Origin of the sequence: Collimonas pratensis (assembly GCF_001584185.1) — a bacterium.
In the GTDB taxonomy this organism is placed as follows: domain Bacteria; phylum Pseudomonadota; class Gammaproteobacteria; order Burkholderiales; family Burkholderiaceae_D; genus Collimonas; species Collimonas pratensis.
Genome location: NZ_CP013234.1, coordinates 2,796,605 through 2,822,760, shown reverse-complemented (window position 1 = coordinate 2,822,760; position 26,156 = coordinate 2,796,605). Strand labels below are relative to the sequence as shown.

The 26,156-nt window shown below is 60.8% G+C and carries 17 protein-coding genes; 9 read left to right on the top strand and 8 right to left on the bottom strand.

Features of this window, described 5'->3' with window-relative positions; all coding sequences use genetic code 11:
* Positions 1-3 precede the first annotated feature (3 nt).
* From CPter91_RS12775 to CPter91_RS12760, 4 genes are read left to right on the top strand one after another with little or no spacing between them, the layout of a single operon-like run.
* The gene (locus CPter91_RS12775) at positions 4-876 is read left to right on the top strand and encodes an SURF1 family protein (RefSeq protein ID WP_061940808.1); all 873 of its coding nucleotides are present in this window, start codon (positions 4-6) and stop codon (positions 874-876) included.
* Entirely contained in the window at positions 860-2,212 is a 1,353-nt protein-coding gene (locus tag CPter91_RS12770) for an ATP-binding protein (protein ID WP_061940804.1), read from the top strand. The genes CPter91_RS12775 and CPter91_RS12770 overlap by 17 nt, the downstream gene beginning before the upstream one ends.
* Positions 2,202-2,738, top strand: a complete 537-nt coding sequence (locus tag CPter91_RS12765) for a response regulator transcription factor (protein ID WP_061940801.1) — start codon at positions 2,202-2,204, stop codon at positions 2,736-2,738. Before CPter91_RS12770 ends, CPter91_RS12765 begins: the two co-directional genes overlap by 11 nt.
* A 53-nt stretch (positions 2,739-2,791) precedes the next feature.
* Complete coding sequence (locus CPter91_RS12760; RefSeq protein ID WP_061940798.1) at positions 2,792-3,271, top strand: RDD family protein; 480 nt, start codon at positions 2,792-2,794, stop codon at positions 3,269-3,271.
* Positions 3,272-3,332: 61 nt separating this feature from the next.
* Here CPter91_RS12760 and CPter91_RS12755 read toward each other — a convergent pair whose 3' ends face one another.
* Complete coding sequence (locus CPter91_RS12755; protein WP_061940795.1) at positions 3,333-3,587, bottom strand: helix-turn-helix transcriptional regulator; 255 nt, start codon at positions 3,585-3,587, stop codon at positions 3,333-3,335.
* 29 nt (positions 3,588-3,616) lie between these two features.
* Positions 3,617-4,360: an AraC family transcriptional regulator gene (locus CPter91_RS12750; protein WP_167595164.1), complete on the bottom strand. Its 744-nt coding sequence runs from the start codon at positions 4,358-4,360 to the stop codon at positions 3,617-3,619.
* Here CPter91_RS12750 and CPter91_RS26940 point away from each other — a divergent pair.
* The 3 genes from CPter91_RS26940 to CPter91_RS12740 all read left to right on the top strand — a co-directional run bounded on the left by CPter91_RS26940 (position 4,359) and on the right by CPter91_RS12740 (position 6,824).
* Entirely contained in the window at positions 4,359-4,547 is a 189-nt protein-coding gene (locus CPter91_RS26940) for a hypothetical protein (protein ID WP_167595163.1), read from the top strand. The genes CPter91_RS12750 and CPter91_RS26940 overlap by 2 nt on opposite strands.
* A gap of 123 nt (positions 4,548-4,670) precedes the next feature.
* Positions 4,671-5,753 (top strand): esterase/lipase family protein, encoded by a 1,083-nt coding sequence (locus CPter91_RS12745; RefSeq protein ID WP_061940789.1) that lies wholly within the window; start codon positions 4,671-4,673, stop codon positions 5,751-5,753.
* Between the two features lie 15 nt (positions 5,754-5,768).
* Entirely contained in the window at positions 5,769-6,824 is a 1,056-nt protein-coding gene (locus CPter91_RS12740; protein ID WP_061940786.1) for a lipase secretion chaperone, read from the top strand.
* 60 nt (positions 6,825-6,884) lie between these two features.
* Here CPter91_RS12740 and CPter91_RS12735 read toward each other — a convergent pair whose 3' ends face one another.
* From CPter91_RS12735 to CPter91_RS12710, 6 genes are all read right to left on the bottom strand, one after another.
* Positions 6,885-11,366, bottom strand: a complete 4,482-nt coding sequence (locus tag CPter91_RS12735; protein WP_061940783.1) for a YncE family protein — start codon at positions 11,364-11,366, stop codon at positions 6,885-6,887.
* Between the two features lie 201 nt (positions 11,367-11,567).
* Complete coding sequence (locus CPter91_RS12730; protein ID WP_061940780.1) at positions 11,568-12,920, bottom strand: hypothetical protein; 1,353 nt, start codon at positions 12,918-12,920, stop codon at positions 11,568-11,570.
* Positions 12,884-15,619, bottom strand: coding sequence for a hypothetical protein (locus CPter91_RS12725; RefSeq protein ID WP_061940777.1), 2,736 nt, complete (start codon positions 15,617-15,619; stop codon positions 12,884-12,886). The genes CPter91_RS12730 and CPter91_RS12725 overlap by 37 nt, the downstream gene beginning before the upstream one ends.
* 14 nt (positions 15,620-15,633) lie before the next feature.
* Positions 15,634-17,847 (bottom strand): hypothetical protein, encoded by a 2,214-nt coding sequence (locus tag CPter91_RS12720; RefSeq protein WP_061940774.1) that lies wholly within the window; start codon positions 17,845-17,847, stop codon positions 15,634-15,636.
* Between the two features lie 121 nt (positions 17,848-17,968).
* Entirely contained in the window at positions 17,969-22,429 is a 4,461-nt protein-coding gene (locus CPter91_RS12715) for a DUF6603 domain-containing protein (RefSeq protein ID WP_061940771.1), read from the bottom strand.
* A 61-nt stretch (positions 22,430-22,490) separates the two neighbouring features.
* Positions 22,491-23,774, bottom strand: coding sequence for a hypothetical protein (locus CPter91_RS12710; RefSeq protein ID WP_061940768.1), 1,284 nt, complete (start codon positions 23,772-23,774; stop codon positions 22,491-22,493).
* A gap of 331 nt (positions 23,775-24,105) precedes the next feature.
* Between CPter91_RS12710 and CPter91_RS12705 the strand changes: the two genes are divergently transcribed.
* Both CPter91_RS12705 and CPter91_RS12700 read left to right on the top strand, forming a co-directional pair.
* Positions 24,106-24,903: a type IV pili methyl-accepting chemotaxis transducer N-terminal domain-containing protein gene (locus CPter91_RS12705; RefSeq protein WP_236906024.1), complete on the top strand. Its 798-nt coding sequence runs from the start codon at positions 24,106-24,108 to the stop codon at positions 24,901-24,903.
* A 109-nt stretch (positions 24,904-25,012) separates the two neighbouring features.
* The gene (locus CPter91_RS12700; protein WP_150119676.1) at positions 25,013-26,131 is read left to right on the top strand and encodes an ABC transporter substrate-binding protein; all 1,119 of its coding nucleotides are present in this window, start codon (positions 25,013-25,015) and stop codon (positions 26,129-26,131) included.
* Positions 26,132-26,156 lie beyond the last annotated feature (25 nt).

The following is a 26,156-nucleotide window of genomic DNA, read 5'->3' as shown; positions in this document are numbered from 1 at the left end:
GCGATGAAAGCAGAACCGCCGGTGCCGCAGTCTGCGGCAAACCAGAACGCGGCGCCGGCAACGGCGCCGCGTTCGCGCTCCAGCGCCGCTAAAATCACGTTGCTGGCCTGCGCCGTGCTGCTGTTTGCTGGATTCTTTGCCCTCGGCAGCTGGCAGCTCAAGCGTCTGCAGTGGAAGCTGGACCTGATCCAGCGCGTCGACGCCCGCGTCCATGCCCCCGCCGTTAAAGCTCCAGGACCGCAGCAATGGCCGCACATCACAGCCGAGTCCGACGAATACCGCCATGTAAGCGTAAGCGGCAATTATCTGTACGCGTTGACCACCCGGGTCCAGGCCGCCACCGAGCTGGGTGGCGGCTACTGGCTGCTGACACCGTTGCGCAGCGCCGATGGCAGCACGGTGCTGGTCAACCGCGGCTTCGTGCCGACCGCTACACCCGAATCCGTGGTGGTGGTCGCCGAATCCGCACCGGTCATCGTCAACGGTTTGTTGCGCATCAGCGAGCCGGGCGGCGGTTTCCTGCGCCACAACGACCCTGCCGGCAACCGCTGGTATTCACGCGATGTGCAGGCGATAGCGGCGGCGCGCGGCCTGGACCGGGCTGCGCCTTACTTTGTCGACGCCGAAGCGGTACGCCAGCCTGCCGCACAGGAGATCGGCGATGGCCTGCGTCCGGTCGCCGGTTTGACAGTAATTGCCTTTCACAACAGCCACTTGGTTTATGCTCTCACTTGGTATGCTCTCGCTTTGATGGTGGCGGGCGCCTGCTACTGGGTCGTGCGGGAAGAACGGAAATTGCCACGGAAAGACGGCAATACGACCGGCAACGCGGCCGGCAAGGACCAAAGTGAAAGTGAAGATGGCAAGCAAAATTGATATTCTTGCAAATACAGAAAACTTGAAACAGCGCTGGACTGTGGCGGCGGGCGTGGAAAACGGCGCCGGCCACAAGAACATGCTGCAGCTGATCCAGCTGCGCTGGATTGCCGTCATCGGCCAGATCACTACGATCGCCGTGGTCATCCTCGGTTTTGGCATCCAGCTGCCCTTGCCGCACATGCTGAAAGTGCTGGCCTGCCTGGTCGCCTTCAATATCGCCAGCCACCTGCGCTGGCACGAGCGCCGTGTCGCCACCAACGGCGAACTGTTCCTGGCGCTGCTGGTCGATGTCGGCATCCTGACCGCCCAGCTATATCTCAGCGGCGGCACCACCAATCCCTTTGCCTTCCTGTTCCTGCTGCAGGTGATTCTCAGCGCCGTGCTGCTGGAAGCCTGGTCGACCTGGACCATGGTCGCCATCACCAGCTTGTGCCTGGCCGGCCTCTCGCTGTTTTCCGAGCCGCTGGCGTTTCCGCCCGACCACATCAACGGCTTGTCCAGCCTGTACGTCGAAGGCATGCTGATGTGTTTTGTGATGAACGCCGCGCTGCTGGTGTTTTTCATTACCCGCATCAACCGCAACCTGCGCGCCGGCGACGCCCAGCTGGCTGAATTGCGCCAGCGCGCGGCCGAGGAAGATCACATCGTGCGCATGGGCTTGCTGGCATCCGGCGCTGCGCATGAACTGGGCACGCCGCTGGCCACGCTGTCGGTGATCCTGGGCGACTGGCGACGCATGCCCGAGTTCAGCCAGAACCGAGAGCTGCTGGAAGAAATCGGCGACATGCAAACCCAGCTGCAGCGCTGCAAGAGCATCGTCAGCGGCATCTTGCTGTCGGCCGGCGAAGCGCGCGGCGAGTCGTCCGTCAAGACCACCATCAATACTTTCCTGAACGACCTGGCAAGAGAGTGGGGGGCGACCCGGCCGGTGGTCTCGTTCGCCTACGAAAACCGCATCGAGCAAGACATTCCGGTGGCCTTCGATTCTGCGCTCAAGCAGATGATCTGCAACGTCCTCGACAATGCCCTGGAAGCTTCGCCGCAATGGGTCAGCCTGGAAGCGTCGCGCGAAGGCGACGCCGTGATCCTGGTAGTCACCGATAGCGGCCCGGGCTTCCTGCCGGCGATCCTGGCCCAGGTCGGCAAGCCTTACCAGTCCAGCAAAGGACGGCCGGGCAGCGGCCTCGGGCTGTTTTTTGTGGTCAACGTCGCCCGCAAGCTGGGCGGCACTTTCAGCGCCAGCAACCGGCCGCAGGGCGGGGCGCTGGTGCAACTGACGCTGCCGCTGGCGGCCATCAGCCTGGAACAAGGAGAAACAGAACATGCCGGCTGATCGTCTGCTGCTGATTATCGAAGACGATGCCACATTCGCGCGCACGCTCGGCCGTTCATTTGAACGGCGCGACTATAAGGTGCTGCTGGCCGCCAACCTGGACGAGGCTGCGCAGCTGTTGCAGCAGCATTCGCCAGGCTATGCGGTAGTCGACCTCAAGCTGAGCGACAATACCTCCGGGCTGGCTTGCGTGCAGATGCTGCACAAGCACGATCCGGCCATGCTGATCGTGGTGCTGACCGGTTTCGCCAGCATCACCACGGCGGTGGAAGCGATCAAGCTGGGTGCCTGCCAGTACCTGGCCAAGCCTTCCAATACCGACGACATCGAGGCTGCTTTCGGCCACGTCGCCGGGGTCGCCGAGCTTGAACTGAGCACCCGCTCGACCTCGATCAAGACGCTGGAATGGGAGCGCATCCACGAAGTGCTGGTGGAAACCGGTTTCAATATTTCCGAGACGGCGCGCCGCCTCGGCATGCATCGCCGTACACTGGCGCGCAAGCTGGAAAAGCAGCGTATCAAGTAGCAATTAGCAATTCATTCAATCTGAATCGTAGCGCTCACCGCAAAGGCCGTCATATGGAGCAAGCGCAATCTGAGCAGGAACTGGAGTACGTTGGATTCTGGGCCCGCATGCTGGCCAGCCTGGTCGATACGGCGTTGCTCACGGCGGTGATCATCCCGGTCATGCTGGCGATCTACGGCAGCGCATACTGGGAAGATGAGCGTATTTTCAAGGGCTACGGCGGCGTCCTGTTTGAATGGATACTGCCGATTGCCGCCGTCCTTGCATTCTGGCTGGTGAAGCAAAGCACGCCAGGAAAAATGATGATAGGCGCGAAGATTGTCGACGCCGCGACCGGCGGGAATCCGCAGCCAATGCAACTGGTTGTGCGCTATATCGGCTATTACGTTTCTGCGTTAGGCCTGTGCCTGGGCTTCATATGGGTCGCCTTCGACAAACGGAAGCAAGGCTGGCACGACAAGATGGCCGGCACCGTCGTGGTGCGCAGAAAAGACCATGGCAAGAAGGAAGGCGTCAGCTTCAAGCAGGGTTAGCCGGCAAAACATTGGGCAAGACTTTCAATCTGATTCACGCCTAGCTGTCGACCGGTGTTGCTCAGCTGCCGTGCAATATCTGCTGCTGGTAACTGTGCGGCGTCAGCCCGGTCCAGCGCTTGAACGCCCGGGTGAAGGTGCTGGGTTCGGAGTAGCCTAGCAGCTGCGCGATTTCGTTGAGCTTGAGGCGCGGATCGAGCAGGTATTTTTCCGCCATGCGATGGCGGATATGCTCCCGCAGGGCGCGGAAATTGGTGCCGCTGTCGTCCAGACGGCGCCGCAGCGTCCGTTCGGTGACGTGCAGTTCCCGCGCCACTTGCTCCAGTTCCGGTTCGCCTTCGCGTATCAGCTGCAGGATGCAACGCCGTACCGCCTGTTCGAAATCGTCGGTTTGCGGCGTTCGGCCAGCAGCGCGTTGGCCTGCAGCTCCAGCACCCGCACCAGCATTTCATCCGACTGCCGCAAGGGCAGCGCCAGCAGCGCCACCTCGAAACGGACTGTGGTGGTGGCCTGGCTGAACAGCACCGGACAGCCGAACCAGTCGGTATAAGGCTGGAGATCAGGCGGTGCCGGGTTGATGAAGCCGACCAGGGTCAGCTTGACCGGCTGCGCGGCAATGTTGCGGATAATCGCATACAGGGAAGCGATCCAGCACTCGTCCACCAGCGGCCCCGGACAGCCATGGCTCAAGCCCCATTCAAACACCAGTTCGTCGCCCTGGCGGCTGATATGCAGCGGGCTGGTTTCATACAGCAGGCGGCCGTACTCGATCATGCGCGACATCGCCGCTTCCAGCTGCGGGCAGGCGGCCAGCACATAGCCCATCATGCCGAAATGGGCGGTGGTGATGGTCTGCCCTATGCGCAGGCCGAGCAGCGGATCGTTGAGGCGGCGGGCGGTCAGTTCCAGCATGGCTGACCAACGTTCGCGCGGGTAGCGGCGCAGGCCGCGGTCGACGATTTCCGGCGCCGCTTCACCCAGCAGGGCGGCCGCATCCACACCCTGGCGATCGAGATATTCGTAAAGCACGCGCACATACGCACTGGAAACAAAACCGCGAATGGGGATGGCTGGCCTGGTTTCTGGCATGTGGAAATTTATCAAATCACTACCATCCAAGATCAAATTGCTGCTGCCGATATTGAAATCATCATGCCGCCAGGCCGGCCATCTGGCAAGTGCACATTCATTTCTCTCGGGCAATTTTCTTCCTGCTGTCAGAAATGCGAAATCATTGTCCGTTTCGGTCAACGCCATCCGCCGCCGTGTGCCTTAAGATTTCCTTGCGAGAAAACAATGTGATTGTTGCAAGTGTTCTGGCGAGGAAGCGGCATCTCTTGCTTGCTCAAGTTTGCTCAATCGCGTTTAAAACGAAATTAAAAACAAACCGGAGACTGTCATGAAAAAAACCTTCCTGCGTTATGGCTTGCTGGCGTCGCTGCTGGCTGTGAATGGCATTGGCGCCGCCCATGCCGGCTGGCTCGACGCCGCTTTCGGCAATCCGGCCAGTACAGCTGCGAGCGATCCGGCCACCTCGGCCGCCACGCAATATCCCGTGATCCTGGTCAACGGCCTGTTCGGCACCGACGATTACCTGAAGGGGCCTTCGTTCCAGGGCTTCCCGTATTGGTACGGCATTGTCGAAGACTTGCAGCGGCATGGCGCCAAAGTCTATGTGGCCTCGGTCCGGACCATCGATGGCGAAGCTGCGCGCGGCCAGGATCTGCTGGATTTCATCAACAAGGTCGCACCCGGCCAGAAGGTCAACCTGATCGGCCACAGCCAGGGCGGCTTCACGGTGCGCTATGTGGCGCAGATTGCGCCGGACCGGGTGGCCTCGGTAACCACCATCGGCACCCCGCATTGGGGGGCGCCGTTGGCGGACGTGATCAGCGGCGCCATCGGTGTCGTCGACAACCTCGGTTTCGGTACGGCGGTACGCGCAGTGCTGACGCCGCTGGCGTCTATCCTGGGCCTGATCATCCAGGGCAATCCGGATCAGGACGCATTCGGCACGCTGGGCGTGCTCAACAGCGCCGGCGCGGCGGCCTTCAATCTGAAATATTCCTCGGCCGGGCTGGGCGATCCGAAAAGTTGCGCCAGCGGCGCCAGTAGCCAGACTATCGATGGCAACGTGCAACAGCTTTACTCATGGAGCGGCAGCGCATTCCGCGGCCCGTTGCCGCATGACGTCAGCCTGACAACCGTGTTCGGCGTGCCGCTCGATACCGCGTTGCTGCTGGACGGCACTACCGCCGGCCTGGCGACAGTGGGGCTGCCGACGGTGGCTTTCGGCCTGGGCGACAACGACGGCATGGTGCCGGTATGCCGCAGCAAGTTCGGCCAGGTGATCGGCACGGCCTTCAAATGGAACCATCTGGATGAAGTCAATCAGATTGCCGGCATACTAGGCGGGAATGCAGAAGATCCGGTGGCGGTGATCCGCACCCATGTCGAGCGCCTCAAGAACGCCAAGCTATAAGAACGGAGCCGGCATATGTCATTGAGCAATCCAGCCGGCGGCAAGCGCCGTAGCCTGTTCATGGGCGCCGCCGTCATGGTGGCGGCGATCTGCGCGGCGGCCATCTATTGGCTGGCGCCGGCCAGCACGGCGGCAGCGATGCCGACGGTGGCGCCGGCCGTCATCATCGCTGCAGCCGGCGCCGATCCGGCAACGCCGGCCTGGCCGCAGATGCTGCAAGGTACCGCCGCGCCGCTCTTGCCAGTCAATCTGCAGGGGCGGCTGGAACGCAAGCGCGACGTGCGCGATTTCTTCGATTACTTCCTGACGGCGCAAAGCGTGCTGAATCCGCGCCAGCTGGATGCCCTGGTCGGGCAGCAAATCAAGCTGCAGCTGGGTGGCAAGCCGGCCGCAGGCGAAGCGGCAGCCTTGTGGGAAAATTACGGCGCCTACCTGGCGGCCCTGACGCAGCTCGCCGCCGTTCCCGGCAATATCTCGCCGGCTGTCGCCGCCGGCGGCGCAACTGCAGGCATCAGCGCAGTCGATGCCGCCAGCCTGCAATCGTTTGTCGAGCAGCGCGCCGGATTGCGGCGCCGCTTCCTGGCAGAGTGGAGCGGGCCTTTTTTCGGCGAAGAAGACCAGGTCATGCTGGCCTTTGTCGCGCGTGCCCGCATTGCGCAGGACAAAACCCTGAGCGAGGCAGAACGCAAGCGGCGCCTGCAAGAGATCGCGCAAAACCTGCCGCCGGGCGAGCGTGCGGTTGAACAGCAGGAGCAGCAGCAACAGCAATGGTTTGCCGCGGTCGACCGGATACGGCAACAGAATCTGTCGCCCGATGCCATGCGGACGCAAGTCGCCGAGCTGAAAGGCGCCGAATTCGCCGACCGCTTTGTGGCGCAGGAACAGCAGAACCGGGCCTGGCAAGCCAATTACGATCAATATGCCGCACAACGCGACCAGGTCCAGGCCCAAGGCTTGGCGCCGCAAGACCAGGAAGCCCAGCTGGTACAGTTGCGGGCAAAATTCTTCCCCAAGCCAGGCGATGCCTTGCACGCATCGGGACTGGACCAGATCGCGCAAGCAAGGCATTGAGCCGCCAAGGCCTGAAGCGGCATCCCGCCGGCGCCATGCCGTTCGGGATGCCAGGCGCCGTCAATGTCCGGTGAACTGGAACCTGACGGTGCCCAACAGCATTTCCTGCACCCCTTCAAACTGTGCATTCTGGACGTCGATCAGCAAATGCGGCGCGCGCAAGAGCAGGCTCTTCTTCAGCATCATCGGCGGCACGAAGGCCGTAAACGCGGTGATCTTTTCCCCACCCTGCAACTTGCCGCTGGTCGGATTGTAGGTATAGGTCAGGATAGGGTCAGGCGCGTTTGCCGGCCATTGGATGGTCTGGGAGAAGGTATTGGTGTCGATCTTGTGCACCGGCGAAGAATAGCTGATGGTGCCGTTGCTGTTGATCAGGGTGAACTGGATCGTCCCCTGGCCATCGGTCGGAATGCCGGCCATCATCACGCCGACCGTCACCTGGCCGCCAGCGGCGACGCCGGCGACACGCGTCTGCGCATTCATGAACTGGGTCGCCACCGCGACATCATTGGTATTGCGCCAAGCCATGTTGGGATGCGCCAGGATGAAATTCCCAAGATCGGTCCAGCTGGCGAAATTGGCCCACTGGGACAGATCGGGCGGGCTTGGATTGGCCGTATTGTCTACCCAGGTGACCAGGCAGTAATGCGGATAGCTTGGCGACGGTTTCCAGGACAGCGGCGCCGGGCTGTAGGCGATGTCGTTGGTCTTTTGCGCGGTGACGTCGAGCCAGTTTTGCAGATTGCTGTTGAAGGTGAAATTGTAAGGACTCCATTGTCCAGGCAACAGGATGATGGAGGAATCGACCCAGTAAAAATAGATGCGCGAGGTCTGCGCGCCGCTGGCGGTATTCAGGCCGCGGACGTAGACATTGTTGTACTGGCCCAGGGTGATGTTGTTGGAATAGTCGGTGTTGTAGTTGGACTGCTGTCCGAGATCGGCTACATTCGGCATGGTCTGGGTGCCCCAGGGCACAATGTCCGGCGACATGGTCCAGCCGCTGCCGTTGTTGCTGGTCGGGGTTTCGCCGATATAGTCGCGCATGAAAATGCCAAGATACTCTGCGCCCGTGCCCATAGCCGCCAGGCGCTGGGAATGGTTGGTCGGACTGGCCGCAAGCTGCGCCGCCAGCGAGACATTGTCAGAGAAGGCGTTGGCGGTGAACAAGCCAGATCCGTCCGGTGCAATCGCAATGCCCATCGGGAAGCTGGCGCCGGGGAAGCTGATGTTTTGCGTGTTTTGCATGGAATCGGTGGAAAACACCCGGACCCCGAGGTTGGTGTCGGTCACGTACAGGCTGGAGCCGTCAGGCGCGATGGTCATGCTGCTGATCTGGAACGATACCGAGGTCGGCAAGACGAAGTTTTCCAGCGTACGTGCGGCGATGTTGAAACTGGCGAAGCCGCTGTTGCTGGCTTGGTTCATCCAGATGTACAGCTGGCTGTCGTCCGGCGCGCAGTTCATGGCGCGCGGCATGTAGATGAAATCATAGGTCGTGCTTTCGAGATTGTAAGTCCCGGTTTTTGTGCGCGATACGATATACAGTTTTTGAAACGAGGCATCCGTGACAAAGGCGCTGGAGCCGTCCGCCAGCGCCGCCAGCGAATGGCCGGAAGATGCCGGCTGGGTGAACAGGCTGACGGTGGACACGACGCTGTAGTGGCTGGTCTTGGGATTGGAAGCGATGGCTACCAGCTGGTAGACGCCGCCGGTGTCGACGGTCAACACGAAGATCATGTTGCCAAACGGTGAAATCGCCGTGGCCACCGCGCGGCAAGTGCTGGAGCTGGAAAGGGAGACAGTCGAGGTGGTTGCAAAATTGACGGTGCTGAGAATCTGCAAGGTATTGCTGCCGTAGGCGGTGGCAATGGCGGTGTTCTGGCTGCTGTCCGGCCAGAATTCAAAGGTCGTGTATTGCGTGCCGGCGTTGACCACGCTGGTGGTCTGGGTATTCCTGTCGTACACCGAGAGGCCGGGGGTGGCGGCCTTGCCCGGATAGGAAATCTGGATGTTGTAGTTATGCCAGGAAACCACGTATTGCGTGCTGGCGGCGACGCTGGTGGTCAAGGTGGCGGAAAGGGTCGATCCCTGCGTGGTGAACGTCTGATTGCTCCATACGCTCAGGCTGGGGCCGTTGTTGGCGACATAGATCACGCTGCCTTGCGCCGAAGCGCTCAGCGCAACCGGGCTGGCGCCGTTGGCCAGATTGCTTTCCAGCACGCTGCACAGGCCGCTGCCTTTGAAGCACGATATCAGCGACAGGCTGTTGTCGCCGCTGTTGGCGACATAGGCATAGGCGCCGCTTTCAATCGCCAGCACGCGAGTCGGATTGCCGCCGACGCTGAGCTTCTGCTTGCCTGCCACGCTGTTGACTTCCTTGCTGACGGCATAGACGCTGTTGCTGCCCGAGCAGGCGATCAGGAGCGTGCCGGCATCCTGGCCGACGATCGCGATGTCGGTCAGCTTGTCAGCTGTGGCAAAACCGCCTATGGTGCGCACCCATTGGTAGGATTGATGGATGCTGTCATAGCCCACCACATAGACGTTTTGCGTGGCCTGGCTGACCACGAAAATCTGTGCCGACGAAGGCAATACGGCAAGCGTGCTCACTTGCCCGGTGAAGCGCACGCTATTGCTGACAAAATAATTGTTGTTGGTGCTGATCACCACGTCCAGCGTGCCCGGATTGGCGTTGCTGCTGTTGCTGCTGACAAAAACGGAAGTGTCGTCCGCAGACACCTGCAGCGCCACCGGCACGCCCGACAGGTTAACGTCGCTGCCCACCTTGGTGAAGACGTAGCCGCTGCTGCCGCCGCTGAAGGTGACGTCGAATACCGTCAGCGTCGAATCGCCGCCGTTGGCGACGAACAGCTGGCTGCCATCGTGCGAAAAGCTGAGCGCCACCGGCTGGCTGCCGGCCGAGATCGGAGCGCCGTAAGGGGTATTGGTGATGGTTTCAAGGATCAGGATCTGATTGCTGTTCTGCTGGATCAGGGCGCAGATATTGGCCGTTGGCGACAAGGCCAGGGCCTGTGCCGTGCTGCTCAGGGTGACGCTCTTCTGTTGCAGTTCAAACGCGGAGATGACCTCGTCGCGTTCGATGAACAAGGGCAGGCCGCCGCTTTGCGGCTTGATGCTGAACATCTGCGGCTGCGTGATGCTGACCCCGGTGGTGTAGTTCGGCGGCAGGTACTGCACGGTGGAATTGACGCTGTTGCTGAGCGCTACCTGGTCGTTGGAATTCACGCTCCAGTCCAGCAATACGTCGTGCGGGAAATCCTTGTAGTAGACGTTTTGCGGATTCGCCACGATGCAGTTAATCGCCGGGAAAATCTCTACCAACACGTCGCTGGAAGCATAGTTGCTGGGAGATACGCCCTGCGAAATCAGGGTGAACTGCGTCGACTCGGCGATTTTCGCGCTATAGGTCTGCTTACCGCTGACGTCGATCATGCCTGGCATCAGGGTTAGCCTGGCGCCGCTGGCGTTCCATGACAGGTCGACCGTCGCCAGCCCCTGGTTGAGCACCGCCGGATTAGGAGTGGCCAGCAGGGAATGGATATAGACGTGCGCTTCCTTGTACAGTGGAATCGAGAAGGCGCCGTCCTGGTAGCCTGGCACGCCGCTGTAGCTGACCAGCATCAGCGTAGCGCCGGCCTGGAAGGTGGTGAATATTTCGCTCAGCACAAAGCCGACGGTTGACCCGGCATTGGTGCCCAGGATCGGCTGTCCGGCCAGCGGCTGCAGCATCCAGCCTGGATTCTGCGAACCGGCGGCCGGCGGCGTGATGACCCAGGAGGCGGCATTGTCGCCGGCGTTGACGCTGATATCGAGCGCATGTTCGATGGTGGTCAGGGCGCCGTAGCCATACTGGTCGGTGGCGTAGACGAAGCTGACCGTGAACACGGTCTTGGGACCGGCGTTGATCACTTTCGGGTTGGGGCCGGGGGCGAAAGTCAGGTTGAGCGTATTTTCAATCGCCGGATAGTCGCTGCTCGATTGCACCACCGTGTTGTTGACCAAGGTGGCGGCAATCGCATTGTGCAAGTCCAGCGCGCCCGAAGGTGGCGCCTGCAAGGTCACCACATTGTTGTAGGTGAACGGCAGGCCGCCGCCGGAGACCGGGCTGGCGCGATAAAAACTCATGTACAGCTGGGCGCTGCTGCCGCTGGGCGCCTGGCTGGCGGTGAAACTGCCGATGGCGGCGATCAGCACCTGGCCTTTGGCCACGGTCGTATCCTGTTGCGGCGTCAGGCAGATCACTTGCGTGTCTGCAAACACCTTGGCGCTCCAGCCGGCCAGGGTGACCGACAGATCGTTGAGTTCCGATCTGCTCAGTCCAAGGTTCTTGATGTGCAGGTAGAACAGGCTGCCGTTGGCGCCGGCCGCCTGGCTTTCCTCGACCGGCGTGCCGGCAGTCAGGGTGAGGGCGGTGGTGCTGCTGATGAGCAGACTGATATGGTTGACGCTGGGATCATTGGTCGGCATGTAGATGGTGTTGGTGGCGCTGCCGTTATTGATCGTAAAACTGATTTGGTCCATGTTCTTCTCCATCGAAAATAGCTGAAATGTCATTCCGCATCACGATTTCCGGCGCCCTATGCGTGCGGAACCGCGGAACAACTGCGAAGCCAATCAGCGGGGCGGCTTGCGGCCAGTCCCGTATCCATCAAACATCTATGCCAACTGCCTGGAGCGCCTGTCACGCATATGGCTGGATTGCGCTCCAAATACCTTGCCGTCCTATTGCTGTGCGATACCGAGAACATCCTGGTAGACGCCGTCATTCACATTGCCGATCTGGTAGTAGTCGGCGTAGACCATGATTTGCTGCTTGTCGGTAGCAATCTGCAGATGATCGACGCTGATCGAGAAATTCGCGCCGCCCGCCAGCACCACGTCCTGCAGCGGGCTGGCGGCCCAGTAGCTGCCGTACTGCTTGTCGGTGATGCATGAAAACTGCCAGCCGGCCGCCGCCAGGACAATGCCTGCCACTGCGGCTTGCGGCACGGCGCTGCCGAAATGCAGGTAGAAAATCGAGCCGGCAGGCGGCGTTCCTTCCGCCACCAGCTGCGCCGGCGAGAAGGTGACCGGCCGGCCCTGGCGGTTGGAGATCGTCAGCGTCAGCTTGTCGTTCAGTCCCTGCTTCAGGATCGCCTTATGGTCGGCGTTGAAGATTTCGAAGCTGAGCAAGTCCGGGTTGATGCGCAGCCAGCCTTCCAGCAAGGTCTGCGGCGTGTAGCTCCACAGGCTGTCGGGCTGGCTATTGGTGACATCGCCGCGTATCTCCCAGCGCGCGCTGCTGTCGACCATTCTTTCCTGTATCCACGACCATTGGTAGCCGGCTTCGTTCGGCAGCGGCAGGTTGAAGGCGCTGCTGCCGGACAGCACGGGCGAGGTCAGGAAAGTCATTTCCAGGCTGCTCAGGGTCGCGGCATACATGTCCGAGGGAATGCTGATGCCGGTGGTCGGCAGGATGCCGGTGGTGGCGTGCACCGCGGCGCGCGGGTCGATCAGCAGCAGCTGCCTGTTGGTAGCGCCGGCGGCGCTGGTGCCACCGACGTCCGGATAAGGCTTCACGGTGAGCGTGTTTTGCCCGGGAAGCTTGACGCCGTTGCCGCCGTCGGCGGGCGCGCCCATGGTATAGAAATTCGCCCAGTCGTAATTGCCCTGGCCGAATTTGAAATAGCCGATCAAGCCATCGTTGAGGTCTTGCAAGTCGCCCAGCACCACCGGGAAGTCGACCTTGCTGAAATCGTTGTCGGTTTCGGCCAGGGGATTCTTGTCGGCGTCGAGGCCGAGCACGCTCCATGACTGGTTGTATTGCGGCGTTCCCTTCAGTTCCAGGGTCAGCGCCGTTTGCACGATGGCGATCGGGCGGCCGATCAGCACCGCCAGGTCGTTGTTGGTGGAAACGTCCTGCGGTTCGACAAAACCGTTGACGCTGTCGATCGCCACCATGAAGTCGTTGAAGTATTGCGGAGCCGCTGCGCTGAGGGAAATCACCAGGTCGCGCAATTGCGGCTGCTGGTCCTGCATCACCGACTGCACGTCTTCGTCTATGGTGTGGCCGTCGCCGGGCGCCGACTGCCACATGATGAGGGTCTTGCTGTCGTTGAGGAACAACGCCCCAGGCTGGCGCCCTGGGTATCGTAGATGAACAGGGCGCCGCTCAGGTGGTTAGGCAACAGCCAGCCGCAGATCGGCGTGGTGGCGGGATGCAGGTTCATTTCCGCAAGATTGGTGGCGTCCGCCGCCAGGAAGCGGAACAACAGGCGCGATGCCTGTGAAATGCGTGGCGGCAGGTAGGCTATGGCTGGAACCGGCTGGCCCTGGTAGGTCGCGGTCAATGACTGCGCGATGTTGATGGTGGTCGGCGCCACGGTTTTCTTTTGCCCGTAGATGTCGATCAGGGTCAAGTTGACCTTGAGGAAGCCGGCGCGCACGGGGTTGTAGTAGCTGTTGAAATTCGGTGCGCTGCTGGCATAACCGCCCAGCGCCTGGGCCACCGCCTGCGTCAGCGGCGCATATTCGGAGCCGTCCGGCACCTTGATATTCAGCTGCAGGTCCTGGTCTTGCATGAGGAAGGCAGTATTCAGCCCGCTCAGCGATTGCATCACCATGTTCTGCTGTTCGATGGCCTGCAGGCATTTCTGCAGCACCGGGTCGCTGCTCTGCTTCAACTGTTGCACAAAGCCGTTGATGGCGCTGGTGGACAGGATGGATACGCCCGTGTAGGTCTGCTTGAAGGGGGCGCTGGCCGGATCGGTCGGCGGCGCGTAGCCGATGGCGGCGCCATTGTTCTGTTCAACCGTGAACTGGCTGGTGAAAAAGTCGCTGGCATAGTTGTACAGCTGTGTCTTGCTGTCGTCGGTGGTCGCGAACACCGGCTGGAACTCCACCTCCCAAGCGGCGAACAGCGGCACCCAGGGATTGCCGTCCCAGTGGCTGAGACTCAGCGGCGACGGCGCGCTGCCGCTCACCGCCAGCAACGGCGATTGTCCGGCCAGCGCCGCCAGCACGTCGTCGAAGCTGATCGGTACGGCGCACAGCGCCGACAGCAGGCTGGCGTTCAATATCAAGGCCTCGGACAGCAGCGCGTTGAAGGTATCTGGCGCCGGCAGGGCGTTGGGCAGCGGCAGCCTGGTGCCGGCAAACGTGTCGCCGTCGACCGTAACCTTGTTGGCAGTGGCGCTGGTGATGAACTGGTTTTCCAGGCGGCACAGCAGGTAGCCATTGGCATTGAACTGGCCGTTGCTGCCGTAGCGGCCGGCGGGCGGCATGGCTTCGCCGCCCAGCAGGAACACCGGGTCGTTGGCTTGCCAATAACGCAGCGCCGGCACCTGTTCCAGCGCGCAGCCCGGCGGCAGCTGGCTGTTGACCAGTGCAATTTGCTGGTTGAGGACGGCGGTGGCGTTGGCAAGCTGCTGAGTTTGAGCCTCGAGGCCTGTGTATTTCTGATAAGCGATGTTGTAGGCGGTTTGCTGCTGGCTGCTGATGGCCATGAAGATCCGGTACCAGTCGGCAAACAGCTGCCAGCGATAGTTTTCCAGGCTCTCCTGCAGAAGCTGGACGCCTTGCGCATAGAAGTTGAGCAGGTTGAGCGCATCGCCGACCTTGGGCGGCAGGATGTCGACCGGCACGATGGTGACCACCGGGCGGTCATCCGGGCCGTAGGTAGTAAGCTGCTTGACGATGGTGTAAATGTATTCCGCCTTGATCGACTGGAAGCCGTTTTCCTGCAGCTCTTCCTTGAGGGTGGCAAACTGGTTCGGGGCCGGATGTTGCAGCTTCCCCAGCAAGCCTTCGAAGTAGGCGTTCAGCAGCAGCTGGAAAGCCGGCAGCGTCGGCTGCAGCTTGTTTTGCAGATAGCAAGACATGGATTCCGGCGGATTGTTGCCGAGGCTGAGATCCAGCGCGATTTGCGGCAGGTGGACCGAATAGTCCGGCAAATAGGTCTTGTCGGGATGCCAGACGACGCCCTGCGCCGAGCCCTGGTAGAGCGAATAGTCCGGCAGCGCCTCCTGCTGCGGATCGCTGAAGGTCCAGGCCAGCGCGTCCTGGATCTGCGTCAGGTCGAGGCCGCCGCACAAGGGGTCGTTATCGTTGTTGCTATACCAGCCGGTCACCGTATACATCAGCTCGACGCTGCTGTTGGGCGGCAGCTTGAGGTCGGCCAGGCTGTCGGCGAAACCGAAGACGCCGCGGCAGTTGGGATAAAACGAGGCAAATACCGACTGGCCGCTGGCCACCGCCGACAGTTCCAGCCCGGTCTGGGCGACGAAACTCTGCGCTTGGGGAATCACCGGCTCCGTCCATTGCTGGCTGAAGGCCTGGTATTCGCCGCTGTACTGATAATCCTGGCCGGAAGCAGCGGTAAAGGTCGGCAGGGTGATGCAGGTCTGGCCGCTGGGTTGGGCATCATTCAGGAAATCGCTCAGCACTACCCAGGACGAACGCGTTGCCGTGCCGCCGCTGATCAGCAAGCGTTGCACCAGCCAGCGGTTAGGCGTCGCCATGAATGCCAGCGTGCCTTCGGCGCTGGTGTTGGCCTTGGTCAGGGCGTCCGGCATGGCCCAGTGCACATGTACGCCGGCCTGCAGGGGCTGCGCCGGGGCGCCCATCAGGCTGCGATTGACGTTGGCGCCGAGGAATGCCTGGTTGCTGCCGGTCTGGTCGGTGAATACGGTATTCGCGCCGGAAAAATAGGGCGTTGCGTCGTGCGCATCTTTTTCGTTGACGGCAAAAGCCAGCACATTGAGCGGGACGACCAGCGCTTGTGAGGTGGCGTTCATTGACTCCCCTGTTCCTAATTATGTTGGCTGAAATTGACTTTCACTACCCCTTTGATCATTTCAAGGGCGAATTCAGCCGAGGTGAAATCCTGGATGCCCTGGTTGAAATCGGTGTTCAGCTTGCTCAGAATGCTGCCGGCGGCTTGCGCCACCTGCAGCGTCTGCGTATCTGCCCGCATCGGGATGACCGCGGTCGGCGGACCGCCCTTGGGGTCGCTCAGGAACTGGCTGCCGGGGCGGTCGCCGGTGACTGCGCGCAGGGTGGTGCTGTAGGGCGCGCTATTGATCTCTATCCCGCAATGCAGCTGTTCCGGCGGTTCGTGGATCGCCACCTGCTTGATCTCGCCGTCGAAAATGCAGATGATGCAATCCGCGGACAGGCGGTCCATGCGCAGCTTCTTGATTTCGGTGCTGATATCGTCGGCCACCGCATAGCCATTGACCTGGACGTTGGGCCAGCCGGCCACCACCTGCGAGCGCAACAGGAAGCCGGTGTACTGCTGTACCGCGTTGGCGGCGAAGTGCTGGCTCTTTCTTTGCCGGCGCTGGTTCAGCGTGACCGGATGCGCGGCGTTTTGCAGCTGTCCGAACAGGGCGCTGTCGGTGCTCTGCTGCTTGCTGCAGGTGCGGCCGATGCTGAAAGCGCCGTCGACGATATGGTTGATCCAGTTCAGATCGAGGTAGAAAAAGCGCAGCGACTCCAGCGGCAGCATCTGCTCGTTCGGCACCAGGTAGTTGAACGGCACTCCGTACAGCAGCTTGAGGCGGCTCAGCCACAGGGTAACGATATCCGGCAACGGCGGCTGTTCCAGCGCATTGCTGCGCGTGCGCAGCAGGCCGCTGAACGGCATGGCCTGGCCCGCCACCAGGTTGGCGCCGAGCGCTGCCTGCAGGATGGCCTGTTCCTCCTGGCTGGCGGTGGCGCTGTTGACGGCTTTCTTCCAGTTGAACAGGGCATTCGCGTAGCTGGTGTTCTGCAGCGCCATCAGCTGTCCGATTTGCCATGCCGCGCCATACGAGACGTCGAACAGGCCGGTTTGCGGGTTGTAGTGGTTGGCGGCGTCTGCCGAGCTGGTCGAAACGAAGCTGGTTTCGCTGACGGCGAACGGCGTGCACGGTCCGCGGAACCAGGACACGCTGGTGTTGGCATGGCGCATTTCGTGATTCATCGGGATATAACCCTGGCCGAAGGCGTTCTGCACCAGCACTTGCGAGCTGGCGCCATCCAGCTGGCCTTTTGCCTGCGCCGCCAGCGCCTGCTGCACCTGGCTGTCGTTCGGCTGGACGAAGGTGGCGGGGAATTGCAAGGTGGTGATCTGGCGGCCGTCGACCACCGGCCGGTTGAGGTTTTCCAGCAGCTGCTGGAAATTCTGGTCCATGGTGTTCGCGGTAAAACGCCATGCGCGATAGCAAATCAGGCGCACGCTCTTGATGCCGGCCGGGAAGCTGGCCGGCTTGCCGTCGTCGCCCGGCAGATAGCTCCCCATGTTTTCCAGCGACACCAGGAAGGCATAGGCCGGCTGGTCGTTTTTGGCGATGCGGTTGCCCAGCACCACCGAAAACACGCTTTCCTCGCTGCCGTTCTTCACCGTGTCGACCGTATCGACCTGGCGGATATGCGCCAGGTAGGCCATGTCGTTCATGCTGGGAGCGATGCTGTTGAAGGTGGCGAGGTCGATGTCGATCACGCTGCAGGATTCATCCGGCGTCTCACCGTAGCCTAGCGGATTCATGCCTGGATAGGAAAAGACATCGGCCGGCAGCTTGCCGACGCCGGTCAGCTGGTCGTTGCCAAGCACCGTGATTTTCTGGTTCAGGGTAACCAGGTCGCTGGCCGTTGCGCTGCGCGTCAGCGGCTGGTGGTCGGCGTCGAACAGCAGCACAGCCAGCCAGGGCAATTCCGCATTCGAGGTGTCCAGGTAGCGTTCCCACGGCAGCGTGCGGCGGTTCAGCACCACGCTCGCCAGCGAGCCGTCGAATTCGCCGTTGGCGAGGTCGGGCGGAAACACGGAATCGACCTCGCCCGACTGGAAGCTGAAACGCTCTCCGCTCACCGCAAAATTGCGCGAGGTGGTAAAGCTGTTCGGCGCTGCCGTATTAGTGGTTTGCGTGACCTTGAGGGTATATTCGTCGACCTTCAGCGCCGGTTCATCAAACTGGATGAAGGTCACCAGTTTGCTGACCGGATCGTTGACTGTGGAACGTTGCAGCGTCGCTCTCTTGTTCATGCCTGGCTCTCTCAAGGTTCACCTGTGGTTGCCGTGCGCCGGCCTGTGGCCGGCAACCGCACAGCGTTCATGTTTTGAAGGCGGATGGCGGCAGCAACAGCAGCGCCGCTATCCGCATCGCTTACGTGTTGTTTTCTCCCAGCAGGCTCATGACCGGCTCCGACAGCAGGCCGGCGTGGGTAGCGTCGGTCATGGAATCCAGGTTGACGCTGGTGGCAACCGCCGCGATGTAGTCATGGATTACCGGCAGCAGCGCGGCGCGGTTGGCTACCGCGGTGGCGCTCATGATGCTGTTTTCCACCGTCTTGCCGCCGAAATCGCTGCCGACCGGGACATAGGCGGTGCTCCAGTAGAAATACTGGGCGTTGATGTCTATCGTGTACTGCAGGTATTCCAGGTTGATCGGCAGCGTATGGTCCGGCACCTGGGGAATCGGAATGATCCGGTAGCCGGTGACGACATTGGGCGTGGTGGTGTGGTTCAAAGGATCGCCCAGGACCGGATTGCCGTTGCCGTCGAAATCGAGTTTTTGCCAAAGCGAATTGGGGGCGTTTGAAAAGATCCGCACGCATTGCAGCGTCACTTGCACATTCGCCTGGCCGGGATCGTTGGTCAGGGTGATGGCGAGGTTGAAAGTCGGGACGAAACTGTCATTGGCGGTGCCGGTGGGGCCGACGCCAAAAGCCTCGTTGGGGATAATCGTCTGGCCCAGCGGATCGACCGGCTGCAGCGCCACCGGCGCCAGTTTCACCAGTCCGGCAAAACTGGCATGCGATTCCTTGATCGGGATGGTGGCGTTGACCGTCAGTTCGACGGTTTCCGGGCTGACCACAAAATCCAGGGTGCCGGGATCGTCGCTCAGGGTCTTGACCAAACCGCTGGTCACATTGAGATGGATGCCGCTGGTGTCCTGCGCGGCGGCGCCAAGCGGCAGCCGCATGCGGGCATCGCCGCGGGCCTGGAAGCTGCTGGGGGTGAGGCCGGGCAGCATTTGCGTGACGAAATCAGGCCAGGAAATGGTGGTCTTGGTGGCTTGGTTGGAGGCGCCGAAAGAAATCGTGAAGGAAATGATGTCGAGATCGATGGTGGCGCGGCCGGTGAAATCCGGGCCCCATATTTCGAGGCTGGCGCCGACGTGGATGCTGATGGTGATATGGGTGAAAATCAGGCTGATGCGGAAGGACGCGCCGATATCGACGCTGGCGTCCAGGTAGTAGTGGAACGGCTGGTACACCATCAGGAAATCGGCCTGGACGTTGAACCAGGCCTTGATGCCGCCGCTGCTCCAGGTGGCGGACAAGCCGCCGCCGGCCATCACCGCGGCCGAAGTCACGGCGAAATATTCGTCGCCTTTGACCACCAGATTATCCGAGACATTCCAGTTGATGCCGAGCCGCGGTACCGTGGGATAGAAATCGGGGACCTTGAAATTCGGATTGTAGCCGCCCATGGTGATGACGAAATTGCCTTCGCGCGGGCCGGAAAACCAGAAATAGTAGGCAAATCCTCCGGTCAGGTGGCAATCCGGCGACAGCACATAGGATTGCGCGGTCAGCTGCCCGCTGATGCCGATGAAGCCTTCCGCCGGCCGGAACGAGGCCAGCAGCTGCATCTCGGCGAAAATCACCGGCTCGCCAGGCGGAATCGCAATGGTGGTCGTGCCCAGCAGGTCGATCTCGAATTCGGCGCCAAACTTGACCACCGCCAGCGCAAAGGAATTGGCGAGTTCGAAGGAAGTGAACTTTATTCCCGCCGCCAGCCAGTACTGGCCGACCTGCGGCGCCACGATGCCGCCGCTGGAGAGGCGTTCCAGCACGCCGTTGACCTGGCTGCCGATATCGCCGCCCATGTTCATGCCGGGAGGATTGTTGTCGCCTTGGGCCCACTGCACCAGCGGGAAAGTGGAAATCCCGCTCACCGCCGGCATCTGCAGGTCGCGGTTAAAGCCGAAGCCGCCGGCGATGCCGGTGACGAAGAAACAGGCAGGGCCGCCCAGCGGCGCATTCAGCACGGCGTACAGGAACATCGACGGACTGCCTTCGATCGAGGTATAGCCGCACAAGCCGGCAATGCCGAAACTTTCGACATTGACCATCAGTTCTCCGACGAAATTGACCGGATCGATGCTGCCGCGCAGGCCGCCGCTGATCTCGACGCCGCCGCCGGAATAGCTGACGTCGATGCCCTGGATTTCAAAGCTGGGGTCGAAGTCCGATATGCTGCTGCCGATACCGAAGCCCAGCAGGCCGACCGTCAGGCCGGCGCCGGTCAGGCTCATGTTCACTAGCACATAGATTTTTTCATTCTTGTACTGCACGCCGATCTTCTGGATCGAGACCGGACCGAAGTTCTTTTGCAGATTGAACCAGAGCACGCCATCGGATGACGCTGCGCTGCTGACCGGCGCATTCGGCGGGCTGCTGAGCAGGATCAGGGCGCGCTCGTCGCTCGGCAAGGCATCGGGCCTGTACGCTGCATTCTGTGCGCTGGACTGGCCGGCGCCGAACATGATAGGAATCTGGTAACTGCCGACCGCGACGATCATGGAAAATCCCAGTCCGGCCGGCATGCCTTGCTGGGCGGTGTCTGGAATCGTCGGGTAGGATGAACCCAGCTTGGCGATGATGGCATTCACCTGCGTCGCCAGGGCGTCGTTGAACAAGGCAGAAGCGATCACCACCTGTATCTTGGTGATCTGTACCGTATCTTCCTTGGGCAGGAGGTCGCCGATCAAGGGCAGATTGCTGATCGGGATCGGCTTGTCGATGTTGAGGCCGAAGAAGAACTGCCATTGCTTGTTCCCGGGATTGGTCACTGCGGCAAATACCGCCGAACCATAAGTGTCCGACTGGAGTCCGATCACCAGTTTGCTGTTGCTGTAGTCGTAATAGAAATCCGCCTCTTTCAAACCGAGGTCGAGATCACTGGGAATGCTCGGAATCTGGCTGCTGGAGAAACCGAAGGCGGTGGCGAGATCTTCGAACTGCAGGTAGTCCGCCGGCGTCAAGGCCTGCCATTTGGCGCTCATGACGATGGTGGGATTGTTCGGCGCTTGCGAACTGCTGTTGCCAAGGTCGAGTTCCAGCGTGAAATTCTGCGCGCCGACCAGGAAACTGCCTTGCAGCACCACGCTGTAGCCGCTCGGCGAATAGTTGGCCACCACGCTGAGGGAGGCGACCAGGCTGGTGTCCATGATCGGCAGGGCAACGTTGACCTGGCCGTAAATCGTGTACGAATAGCCGGTCCCTTGCTGGTTGACGACCACGCCGAAGTTGGAAAAACTGATGTCGCTCAGAACGCTCGGCAGCAGGGCCGTGTTGCCGACGATGCCGCGCACCAGGTCGCTCAGCTTGACCTGGCCCAGGTAGGCGCCGGTGATGGTGGAAATCTGCCAGCCGGCGCGCGGGGTGGAGGCAAGTTCCAGGAAAAAATTGAAATCGCCGGTGAAGATGTCGGGGAATATCTTTGCGCTTGCGCTAAGCGATACGATCGTCAGGCTGGATGCCGTTCCTGGCAGGTAGGAATTCATGTCGAGACACAGGTTTTCCAGTATCAAAACATTGTTTATCAGGGTCAGGCTGTAGCCGGGATTGCTGCCGATGACAAAGCCGGTCATGCCGATGCCGCTGTTGCCGCCCTGGGTGATGACGAAGGATTGCAGCGTCGCCAGGTTGAAGGCGTCGCTCAGGGTGCTCGGAATATATTGCTGGAAGCCGGCACCGCCCGGCAAGGCCAGGATTTGCGGGATGCCGAACACATGGCCGGGGAGAGGCTCGGCAAAAAAACTCAGGAGAATGTTGTTGCTGAAGATTTCAACGCCGAAAGTCAAGTCTTCGGTGCTGGCGGAAAAACGCATGGTCAGGTTTTGCAGCCGTGCTTGCGGCGCTGAGACATTGATGCTGAGCGCCAGGTTGCCGACTGTCAGCTGGCCCGGAATGATGTTGAAGCTCTGCGCCAGCAGGGGCGAACTGAGATACATCACGGGGTAGGGCGTGGCCGCGCTGAGCGCGATCGGGCCGAAAAACTTGTACTTGTCGGTATTGTTCAAGACTTGCTGCAGCAGGACCAGGGCGCCGCTGAAGATATTCAGCTGCAGCCAGCTGGCCATGTTCAAGCCGGCGGCCAGCGCCACGCTTTCAGTGGCCTGGTTCGGCCACGGGAAATAGGCACTGGCCGGCTGGGTTGCATAGATGGCGTAACTGGCGCTGGCGCTGACCTGGTCGAACGGGAACACGGTCAAGTGAGGAAAGCTGTCGGCAAACTGCCAGCCGGCGGCGAACTCGACCGCAATCGTGAACTGCAGGGTTTGCGAGGCGTCGACCGTGAACACCACTTTCAGCGCGAGGCCTTTCTGCGCCAGCACATCGGTGTTGCCGGCAGTCAGGATCAGCTGCTGGTTCGACGGATCGGGAACATCGCCGGCCGTGATCGCATTGATCGTGAAATAACTTTGCGCGGCAAGATCGAAACCGGATTGCAGGGCGGCAATTTGCGCGGCCGACAGGAAATCGCTGTTGAAGACAATGCTCTGCTGGTGGTTTGCCTGTCCGCGCAGAACGCCTGCTAGTGTATTCAGATCCATGGCAAGTCCACCTATATAAAATGGAAAAACTGCAGACAGTCAGCGCGGAAAAGGACAGCAGTCAAATGGCGGCCGGCAGCAGCAGGTTGATCGCTGCCGGACCATTGAACGGATTAAACGGATTAAGCGGAGCAGCGGGATACCATCCCCGCCGGGCCGCTGCGGCCATGTATTGCTCTATGGCGCATGACTGGGTCCGCAAGGCGGTGGACTGGTTGCGGTTGATGCCATGCATCAGCACCGTTTGCCGGACGTAGGTTTGCAGCGTCACCTGCGCGCCGCCGCCGACAGGCAGGAACTGGATATCTCCTTCAATGCCATCAAGCAGTCCCAGCAGGCGATTGCGCCGTCTTGGAATCTCTCTGGAGGCGCCGAGGTTGGACCACGGATCATTGGCCGGCTCATATTTCACGATGCTGCAGGTAGTGATGATGCGCTCGTCCAGCTGATTGAACTGCAGATAGTTGCTTAGGCTGACGTCCTCGTTGGAGGCGACGAATAGTGGACTGAAATTGAGATTGGCGGCGCGCAGCTGGTCGAGATTCCACAAAACCACTTGCTGTAACAGGCCGGCCACGGTAGTGCCGAAATTGAGAGGATTGGCGGCAAAGGTCAGCGTCCCTGCAGTGTAGAGCGTATTCGCGCCAGTATTTGCCGTCGCCGCGGTGAAACCGATACCCCAGATAGGCGCCGCGCCGCCTGCCAGCGGCATGAGTGCTTCCACCACGCCCAAGGTATTGGGGAAACCGTTGACGTTGATGACATTGTCATCCACTGCCCAGGCCTGATGATAGCCTTGGTTTATCATCAACTGCATCGCCGCGTAGCGGCTGGCGCCGAAGCCAACGATATCCAGCGCCGGGGCGGCGGCGGTGAACTTGTAGCCGACCACCGTTACATTGGGAAATGCACCGCCACCAACACGAGCTTCGTAATAGTCGTACTCAGACCAGTGGACGACAATATATACCGGCCTGCCGGAGCGCATCGGCGTGTACCATGGCACTACGTCCGAGTCAAACGAGGTGAGGTCCAGATAACCGGTAAAGACGCCATGGGTCACGGCATTCTGCAGTATCGTCTGCATCCAGTTGGCGCGGTTGCTGGAGACGACCACCAGCGGCGCCACGGCGACCACCGGAACCGGTAAATTCCCATAAAAATTAAGGGCACTGGGTGGGTAGGCATTGATGCCTGTCAGTAGGCCCTGGCGAGCGGAAAACAATTGCCGGTAATAGACGTTGTCGCCGGCTACAAGCACAGGATCGTCGAGCGGCTTATATTTCTGGTTGATCACGTCGCCGCCGTAGAGCGGGTTGTTGCGCGCATTGAGTACTAGGGGCATTGAGTGATCCTCGCCACAGTGTCAGAATTGTGATCGCTACGGATGCGTCAAAGTGCTTGTTGTCACGCCGGACGCTGCCTCTTTTTTTAAACATTTTCTTGAGACTGACCGTCGCGCCTAAAGCAGCTGCTTGGCAGGCTCGGCAGGTTTGTTGCGGGACCGGTGTTCTCTATCGCCGTTCGCACAAATCGTCACGAATGTTAATCCCTTATTTATCCGGCTGGCAGCTGTCAATAGTGATAGGTGGCGAGATCTGGCTGCACGCTTTTGGTGACTGTGATGGGTATGAAGCTTGCTTATCTTCGTTCGAGATTCAATCATGGAGAAAAGCATGGTGCATAGAAGGGGGTTTCTTGGCAGGTCGGTGCTGCTCGCGGGAGGCTGGAGTCTGTTTTCCAATACCTGGGCACAGGTGCTGAACATCAATGACGCCATCAACAAGTCGGGACGGCAGCGCATGTTGTCGCAGCGGCTGGCCAAGGCATACATGCAGCTGGGGCAGGCCATCGATGTCGAGCGCTCAAGAAAAATCCTCGACCTGTCGCTCAGCCTGTTTGAGAAACAGCTGGCGGAGTTGCGTGCTTTCGCGCCCAGCGCCGACAACAAGCTGGTGCTGGCCGAGATGGAAAAGGCCTGGCAGGGCTACAAGCAGGTATTGCTGGGGAAATTGCCTAACCAGCAGGACGCCCGCAACATCATGGCGCTGAGTGAAGAGATCCTGGCGCTGGCGCAGACCTCTACCGTGCAGCTGGAAAAATACTCCGGCAGCGCCGCCGGCCAGCTGGTCAACCTCTCCGGGCGGCAGCGCATGCTGTCGCAGCGCATGGCCAAGTTCTACCAGGCCCAGCAATGGGGCGTGGCGCCGGCCGATGCCGCCGGCAAGCTGGAACAGGCGCGCAAGGAATTCGTGGCTGCCATGCAGACCCTCAGCGATGCCCCTGGCGACACCGCGAGAATCCATGATGAATTGACGTTGGCGCAACAGCAATGGCTATTCTTCGACGCCGCGCTGCACCAGAACGGCGACAGCATGAACCGTCAACGCAACGCCACCAATGTCGCCACCACCAGCGAACGCATACTGGAAGTGATGGATGGCGTCACCGGCCTGTACCAGCAACTGGCCTGATCCCGGCGGCAAGCTGGCAGCAGCTGAAAATCGATAAAAATGAAAGCTGTCTGTAAGCTTTGTAAGAGTATTGTCGCTGGAAAATAAAGACAATCAGGGGGAGAACAACATGAAAATGTTAACCGGCATACTCTTGTCCGTTGCTTGCGCGCTGGTCCAGGCGGAGCAGCGGCCAGCGCAGGACAAGATCGTCATCGGCCAGTCGGTGGAATTGTCGGGGGAAGCCACCGGTAAGGAAAACATGGAGGGCGCGCTGGCCTATTTCGCCTGGGTCAACGCCCAGGGCGGGATTTATGGCCGCAAAATCGAGCTCAAGTCTTATGACGACAAGCGCAAGCCGGAAACCACCAGGCTGAATACCGAGAAACTGCTGAAAGAAGACAACGCGCTGGCACTGTTCGGCTATCGCAGCACGCCGACGGTGGAAGCCGTGCTGCCGCTGCTGCTGAGCGAGAAGGTGCCGCTGGTGGCGCCGTTCTCGGGCGGCCAGAGCCTGCACCAGCCGTTCAACCCCTACCTGTTCAATCTGCGCGCCAGCTACCAGGCGGAGACCGCGAAAATGATCGAGCTGTTCGGTTCGCTTGGCATCCGCAAGGTGGCGATCCTGTACCAGGACGACAGTTTCGGCAAGGATGGGCTGGCAGGATTCCAGCGCAACCTGGCGGCGCACAAGCTGAGCCCGCTGCTTATCGCCAGCTACGATCGCAAGGACTTGAAAGTAGAGCAGGCAGTCAGCGCGATTGCCGCCGCCAATCCACAAGCGGTACTGATGGCGTGCACGCCGTCAGCCTGCGCCGATTTCGTCAAGCAGATGCACAAGAAGGGTGCGCATCCGACCTTCATGATGCTATCCAATGTCAGTTCCGAGACCTTCTTTGAATCACTGGGCGACGACGGCCGCGGCGTCAGCGTCATGCAGGTGATGCCTTACCCCAAAGACTTTGCCGCGCCCGCCACCCGCGAGTTTCAGAGCGTGCTGAAGAGCATGGCCAAGCCGCCGCCCGCTTCCTATTCTGCGTTCGAAGGCTTTGTCGCGGCCAAGCTGCTGACCGAAGGCTTGCGCCGGGCCGGCCCCAACCCGACCAGGCCGAAGCTGATTGCGGCGTTGGAAACCATACGCGATTACGATCTGGGCGGGGTCAGGGTATCGTATTCACCGGACAATCACGACGGCTCGACCTTTGTCGAAATGATCATGGTCGGCAAGCGCGGCGCCATCCTGCATTGATGCCGGCGGCGCCGGCTACGCTGTT

What these genes read in the sequence shown, in the direction of transcription:
- CPter91_RS12760 (WP_061940798.1), top strand. Translation starts at nt 2,792, where the DNA reads ATGGAGCAAGCGCAATCTGAGCAGGAACTGGAGTACGTTGGATTCTGG.
- CPter91_RS12725 (WP_061940777.1), bottom strand. Translation starts at nt 15,619, where the DNA reads ATGAACGCCACCTCACAAGCGCTGGTCGTCCCGCTCAATGTGCTGGCT.
- CPter91_RS12770 (WP_061940804.1), top strand. Translation starts at nt 860, where the DNA reads ATGGCAAGCAAAATTGATATTCTTGCAAATACAGAAAACTTGAAACAG.
- CPter91_RS12750 (WP_167595164.1), bottom strand. Translation starts at nt 4,360, where the DNA reads ATGCCAGAAACCAGGCCAGCCATCCCCATTCGCGGTTTTGTTTCCAGT.
- CPter91_RS12765 (WP_061940801.1), top strand. Translation starts at nt 2,202, where the DNA reads ATGCCGGCTGATCGTCTGCTGCTGATTATCGAAGACGATGCCACATTC.
- CPter91_RS12730 (WP_061940780.1), bottom strand. Translation starts at nt 12,920, where the DNA reads ATGTGGCAGTCGGCGCCCGGCGACGGCCACACCATAGACGAAGACGTG.
- CPter91_RS12715 (WP_061940771.1), bottom strand. Translation starts at nt 22,429, where the DNA reads ATGGATCTGAATACACTAGCAGGCGTTCTGCGCGGACAGGCAAACCAC.
- CPter91_RS12745 (WP_061940789.1), top strand. Translation starts at nt 4,671, where the DNA reads ATGAAAAAAACCTTCCTGCGTTATGGCTTGCTGGCGTCGCTGCTGGCT.
- CPter91_RS12720 (WP_061940774.1), bottom strand. Translation starts at nt 17,847, where the DNA reads ATGAACAAGAGAGCGACGCTGCAACGTTCCACAGTCAACGATCCGGTC.
- CPter91_RS12710 (WP_061940768.1), bottom strand. Translation starts at nt 23,774, where the DNA reads ATGCCCCTAGTACTCAATGCGCGCAACAACCCGCTCTACGGCGGCGAC.
- CPter91_RS12700 (WP_150119676.1), top strand. Translation starts at nt 25,013, where the DNA reads ATGAAAATGTTAACCGGCATACTCTTGTCCGTTGCTTGCGCGCTGGTC.
- CPter91_RS26940 (WP_167595163.1), top strand. Translation starts at nt 4,359, where the DNA reads ATGTGGAAATTTATCAAATCACTACCATCCAAGATCAAATTGCTGCTG.
- CPter91_RS12775 (WP_061940808.1), top strand. Translation starts at nt 4, where the DNA reads ATGAAAGCAGAACCGCCGGTGCCGCAGTCTGCGGCAAACCAGAACGCG.
- CPter91_RS12705 (WP_236906024.1), top strand. Translation starts at nt 24,106, where the DNA reads ATGGTGCATAGAAGGGGGTTTCTTGGCAGGTCGGTGCTGCTCGCGGGA.
- CPter91_RS12735 (WP_061940783.1), bottom strand. Translation starts at nt 11,366, where the DNA reads ATGGACCAAATCAGTTTTACGATCAATAACGGCAGCGCCACCAACACC.
- CPter91_RS12740 (WP_061940786.1), top strand. Translation starts at nt 5,769, where the DNA reads ATGTCATTGAGCAATCCAGCCGGCGGCAAGCGCCGTAGCCTGTTCATG.